Origin of the sequence: Methylibium sp., from assembly GCF_013817365.1 — a bacterium.
In the GTDB taxonomy this organism is placed as follows: domain Bacteria; phylum Pseudomonadota; class Gammaproteobacteria; order Burkholderiales; family Burkholderiaceae_C; genus Methylibium.
The window spans coordinates 1-6,079 of the sequence record NZ_JACDCU010000255.1 but is presented as its reverse complement, the minus strand read 5'-3'; the positions used below and the strand labels follow the sequence as shown (position 1 = coordinate 6,079).

The 6,079-nt window shown below is 71.0% G+C and carries 4 protein-coding genes; all 4 read right to left on the bottom strand.

Annotated elements, in window-relative coordinates; all coding sequences use genetic code 11:
• On the bottom strand, window positions 1–329 hold a 329-nt coding region (locus H0W38_RS14750; RefSeq protein WP_292455370.1), incomplete at its 3' end, for a response regulator.
• A 54-nt stretch (window positions 330–383) separates the two neighbouring features.
• Window positions 384–3,356: a response regulator gene (locus H0W38_RS14745; protein WP_292455369.1), complete on the bottom strand. Its 2,973-nt coding sequence runs from the start codon at window positions 3,354–3,356 to the stop codon at window positions 384–386.
• Window positions 3,357–3,658: 302 nt separating this feature from the next.
• Window positions 3,659–4,981, bottom strand: coding sequence for a DUF2254 domain-containing protein (locus tag H0W38_RS14740; protein WP_292455368.1), 1,323 nt, complete (start codon window positions 4,979–4,981; stop codon window positions 3,659–3,661).
• A 10-nt stretch (window positions 4,982–4,991) separates the two neighbouring features.
• The coding region (locus H0W38_RS14735; protein ID WP_367162161.1) for an ABC transporter permease at window positions 4,992–6,079 on the bottom strand (1,088 nt) is incomplete at its 5' end.

Below are 6,079 nucleotides of genomic sequence, written 5' to 3'. Positions count from 1 at the left end.
GCCTCGTAGGCGCGGGTGATCGAGGCGTCGTCGTCCAGGCCGGTGAGCATGAGCACCGGCATCGATTCGAAGCCGGGCAGCATGCGCAGTTCGCGGCAGGTCGCAAAACCGTCGAGCCCGGGCATCAGGGCGTCGAGCACGATCACGTCGGGCGACCAGTCGGCCAGCATGCGGATGGCGCGCTCGCCGCTGGTGGTTTCGGTGACGGCAAAGCCGCGCTCGCGCAGCGCGACCGAGGTGAGCAGCAGATTCACCTCGTCGTCATCGACCAGCAGGACGCGCGGGCGCTCCAGCGGGTCGTCGGCGGCGGAGTCTGCGCGCGGGGTCATGGGCTGGGTTTTCGGATCGTTCGCGAAGCGTTCGTCGGTTCGGCCGGGCCGGCGTCAGGCGGTGGGTGCCAGCAGCGCACGCAGACTATCGCGCACCACGGCCGTCTCGGCATGCATGGCCGCCACCCGCTCGCCGAGCGCCTGCACGTCGTCGTTGCGGATCATGCCTTCGATCTCGGCACAAAGCGCCGACAACTTGAGCGCCCCGATGCTCGCCGAAGACGACTTGAGTGTGTGCACCACGTGCCGCACGCCGGGCCAGTGGCGCGAGGCCAGCGCCTCGTCGAGCTGCGGCATCAGCCGGCCGGTCGAGGCGTCGAAGGCCTGCACGACCCGCTCGAACAGATGGTTGGCGCCGCTCGGATCGAGGTCGCGCAGGCGCTGCAAGGCCTGCGGGTCCAGCCCGTGGGTGTCGGGCAGCGGCATCGGGGAGGCAGGGATCGTCATGGCGGGCTCGAGGACGGGAACGGAAACAGAAACGGCAGGCAGGATCGCCGCTGCCGGGAGGCGCTGCGCGAGCAGCGCGTGCAGCTGGCTCTGCCGGAAGGGTTTGGAGAGGTAGTCATCGAAGCCGATGCCGAGGAAGCGGTCGCGGTCACCGCCAAGGGCGTTGGCGGTGACGGCCACCACCGGCGTGGACGGCGGCGTGAGGAACACGAAGCGCTCGCCGGCGCCGCGGCGAAACCAGCCCAGCGCCTCGACCCCGTCCATGCCCGGCATCTGAATGTCCATCATGACCAGGTCGAACACCTGCTCGCACAAGGCGCGCAGGCCGTCCATGGCGGTGGCGGTCACATGGACGCGGCAGCCCAGGCGACGCAGCATCTGGCTGACCACCTCTTGGTTGACCAGGTTGTCCTCGACCACCAGCACGTTCGCATCGATGCGCAGGCTCGCAACCGTGCCAGGCGCCGGTGCGGGGCCGGATACGCCGAGCAGCGCCTGGCGCAGCTCCGCCTGGCGCACCGGCTTGGCGACGAAGCGGCGAAAGCCCGCCGCCTGCGCCCGGCGCGCGTCGTCGGGCGCGCTCACCGAGGACAGCAGGATCAGCTTCATGGCGGCGAACTCGGGCTGCGCCGCCACCGCCCGCGCGAGCGCCAGCCCGTCCAGGCGCGGCATCTGCATGTCGACCAGGGCCACGTCGAAGCTGCGGCCGGCAGCATGTTCCGCATGCAGCAGCTCGAGCGCATGCTCGCCGTCGCTGGCCAGCACCACTTGCAGGCCCCAGGCGCCAAGGAGGCCGTGCAGCACGGTGCGGTTGGTTTCGTTGTCTTCGACCACCAGCACGCGCAGCGCCGGCATGCTGCGCGCTTCGGTGTCGTGGCCGGTTTCGTCCAGGGCGGCTACCAGCGGCACCCGGCACGAGAACGTGGAGCCCAGGCCGGGCCGGCTTTGCACGGCGATGCTGCCGCCCATCAGTTCGACCAATTGACGGGAAATTGCCAGGCCCAGCCCGGTGCCGCCGTAGCGCCGCGCCATGCCGCTGCTGCCCTGCGTGAAGGCGGAGAACAGGCGCGGCTGCACGTCCTCGGGAATGCCGATGCCGGTGTCGCGCACGCTGAATTCGACCCACACCCGGCGGGCGCCCTCGCCTTCTGCGGCGGCACCCTGCGGCGGCGCGCATCGCCTGAGGTCGACCACGACCTCGCCCCGCTCGGTGAACTTGATTGCGTTGGCAACCAGGTTGGTGAGCACCTGACGCAGTCGCAGCGCATCGCCGTGCAGGACCGCCGGCAGCCCCGGCTCCTCGCGAAAGCTCACCTCCAGGCCGCGCTCCTGGGCGCGCGGCGCCAGCAGCTCCAGCAGGTCTTCGACCAGCGTGCGCGGCGCGAAATCGGCGGGGGCGAGTTCGAGCTTGCCGGCGTCGATCTTCGCGAAATCGAGGATGTCGTTGATGATCTCCAACAGGCTCTCGCCGGAGCGGTAGACGGCCTGCGCGAAGCGGCTCTGACGCTCATCGAGCGGGGTGCCGAGCAGCAGCTCTGTCATGCCGAGAATGCCGTTCATCGGCGTGCGGATCTCGTGGCTCATGTTGGCCATGAACTGGCTCTTGGCCTGGCTCGCGGTCTCGGCCTGCAGCGCCAAGGCCTGCGCCGCGGAGGTGGCCTGCTGCAGTTCCAGCGCGCCGGCCTCGAGATCGCTGCGGTGCTGGCGCAGGCGCGCGAGCATGTCGTTGAAGCTCATGGCCAGGCGGCCCAGGTCGTCGGCCGAGCCGACGTCCACGCGGTGGTCGAAATCGTTTTCCGCCACGCGCAGCGCGGCGCGCCGCAGGTCGTCGATCTGGCGGTTGATGCGGCGCGTCAGGTAGTGCGCCACGATCAGGCCCAGGGCCAGCATCGCCCCCGCCGTGGTCAAGGTGAGCGTCAGCAGCAGGTGGGTCACCCAGCGCCCCGCCTCGCCCAGCGTGGCCGAGAACTGGTCTTCGAGCGGAATGAGCACGCGGTGCAGGTCTTCGATCTGGCCGACCAGCTCGGCACGCCGCTCGTACGTGGTGCCGGCCGAGCGCATTTCGGCGTGCAGCGCGGTGCCGAGGCGGCGCAACTCGTCGATCTGGGCGTCGCCCTGGGTCCACAGTTCGATCGCGCGTTGCAGGTGGCCGAGGTGGCCGAAGCGCCGGAAGATCCAGATCACCTCGTCGATGTCGTCGGGGTGCACGCGCCCCTGCAGGAAGCCCTGGCGCGCCCGCGTGTAGTCCGGCTCGCGCTTTTGCAGCTCGATGCGCGCCTGGCGGTCGCCGAGATTGACGCTGAGAGCGGCCTGGTAGCGCCGGTAATCGTCTTCATCGCCGTTGTGCGAGTAACGCACCAGGTAGTACACCGCATCGCGATGCGCCTTGGCCCAGTGGCCCTCGCCCTGGACATAGGCACGTACGCTCGACAGCACGTCGGCACTGAGCTTGCCGATCGCGACCATGCCCACGATCACCGCAACGAACAGCAGCACGATCAGGGTCAGCTTGCTGGCGACCGGCAGATCGTCCAGCCAGTACAGGAGGCGCCGCCGCGGGGGGCCGGCGGCGGGCGCCACGGCGTTCACAGGCGACGGGCCCGTCATCGGAAAGGCGACGGCCGGCGTTCCGAGAGCAGCGGATGAAGGCGGGGCATCGTGCAAGGCGTGAGTCTTCGCGCCAGCGGACGGCGCCGGTCGGGAGGATAGGGGATATCGGCCGGCATCCGCAGCGCTACCGGGCCGGTGGGCCGGAGCCGAGGCGTGCTTCGCACAATCGGTCACACCGGGTGGCATGCATCAGGCGGCACGGCGGCCGGACCGGCCGCGCACGGCCGGTCCGCGGAGCGGGTGCGGGCGTCGCGGCGAGCGCGCAGGGGCACTCAGCCCGGCGCCGGCAAGCTCAGTTCCGCGACAAGCTGCGCGGCCAGCGCGTCGAGCCGGGCGCGGTCGCGCGGCGCCTCCACGCTGCGCCGGGCCAGCTCGGCAGCCGCCTGTGCATGCCCGAGCAGCACCCGGCGCCGACCGGGCAGGCGTGTGTGCGCTCCCACCAGGCGCAGCACTCTGAAAAGGCGGGTCAGCACCGACACATTCCCGGCAGCGTTCTGGCGCACCGGGTCCAGCGCCTCGTTCGCGAGGGCCTTGTAGCTTGGGCCGCAGTCGACCAGCCGCAGCCGGCCGTCGGCGCCGTGCCGCCGCGCCCTGAGGGGCCGGTCGGCCAGCCGCAGCAGGATGGCGCCGAGCCAGTCCAGGCACATCTCGGCCGTGGTGCTGTCGTTGATGCCGGGCGACAAGGCCTTGAGCGCCACGTCGGCCAGTTGGCGGATCCCGAAAGCCACGTCCTTGTCGAGCGAGCGCGTGCGCCCGACGCTCAGCGCGGCGCGCAGCCGGGCAGCGTCGGCCTCGGTCGGGGGCTCGGCGCTAAGCACGCACGCAAAGGCGGTGCCCTCGACCACGAAATCGCCGATGCCGTGCTCCAGGCGCAATACGGCGCCGTGGCCGACGGCGAAAACGAGCAGGGTCTCCACATCGACCTGCTCGATGTAGCCGCTGCGCTCGGCCGACACGGGGTGCCAGCCCTGCCCCGGCACCGCCGCCGGCATGGGCTCGTCGGTGTCATCGGCGGCGGGGCCGGCGTCGGCCGGGAAGAGCTTGTCGATGACGCGCAGGGTTTCGTCGGCCACGGTGGCGAGGATCTGCGAAGCCTGGATCGAGACCGAGATGTGGTGGATGAAAAACACCAGCACCGCGATGCCGACCAGGCCGAGCAGCAGGCCGACCAGCACGGCGAGCGCCGGCACGAAACTGCCTTCGTCCGAGCCCCGGATGGTGCGCAGCACGATCAGGCAGTAGGCGAAGATGCCCACGAAGCTGCCGAGCACGAACTGGTTGGCCGGGTCGCGCATGAAATGGCGCAGCACCCGGGAGGTGTACTGGCTGGACGCCAGCGACAGCGCCACCAGCGTGATCGAGAACACCACGCCGGCCACCGAAATCATCGATCCGGCGATCACCTGGAGCAGCCCGCGCGCGCCCTCGGCGCCCGCGCCGAAAAGGCGCGGCCAGTTCGAGAACAGGTCGCCGGCGAGCCGCGTGTCGATGTCGATCAGCAGCAACGCCAGCGCGATCGCGCCGGTGAGCATGAACGCGGGCAGGAACCAGAAGCTCGAGCGCACGTCGTACCAGAGCTGGCGCAAGCGGGTCATGCGCGCCCCCTCACAGCGCGGCCCGCCGCAAAGTCTCGACCACCGGCCGGGCCAGCACCTCGCGCAAGCCCCACCAGCCCGCCGCAAGGGCCAGCAGTGCGCCGGCGCCGCCGCCGGCCAGCGGCACCCACCACGGCGCGCCCCAACTGAACTCGAAGGCGTAGCGGGCCAGCGCCCAGCCCACCGCCATCGCGGCCAGCGAGGCCAGCACGCCGGCCAGGGCGCCGACGCCGAGCAGTTCGGCGCGCTGCACCTGCCCCAGCAGCCGGCTGCCCGCGCCGAGCGCACGCATCACCGCGAACTCGCGGGCACGCTGTTCGCGCGTGGCGGTGACGGCAGCGAACAGCACCACCAGGCCGGTGGCCAGGGTGAAGCCGAACAGGAACTCGACCGGGCGGATCACCTGGTCGAGCACGCGCTGCACCTGGGCGATGGAGGCCGACACATCGACGTTGGTGATGTTGGGAAAGGCGCGAGCCAGCGCGTTGTCGAAACCCGGCTCGCCCGGCACGGCCGGCGGCGCGCGGAAGGCGGCGATGTAAGTCACCGGCAGGTCGCCGGGCAGACCACGCGTTGGGAACATGACGAAGAAATTGACCCGCATCGAACCCCAGTCGACCTTGCGCAGGCTGGTGATGCGGCCCTCCTGCAGGCTGCCCGCAATGTCGAAGCGCAGCGTGTCGCCGATGCCCACGCCCAGCGTCTCGGCCAGGCCGTCCTCGACGCTGATCGCGCCGGCCTCGTCCGGCTGCCAGCGGCCCGCCGCCACCTCGTTGTGGCCGGGCAACTCAGCGGCGTGACTCAGGTTGAACTCGCGCTCGACCAGGCGCTGGGCGCGCGCGTCGGCGTAATCGTCGGGCGCGACCGACCGGCCGTTGATGGCGACCAGCCGGCCGCGGATCATCGGGTACCAGTCGTAATCGGCGACGCCGGCCCCGCGCAGTTGCTGCTGGAAAGCGGCGCCCTGGTCGGGCTGCACGTTGATGACGAAGCGGTTCGGCGCGTCGGGCGGCGTGGCCGCACGCCAGCTGCCGATCAGGTCGGTGCGCAACAGCACCAGCAGCACCAGGGCCAGCAGGCCAACGCTCAGGCTGCTGG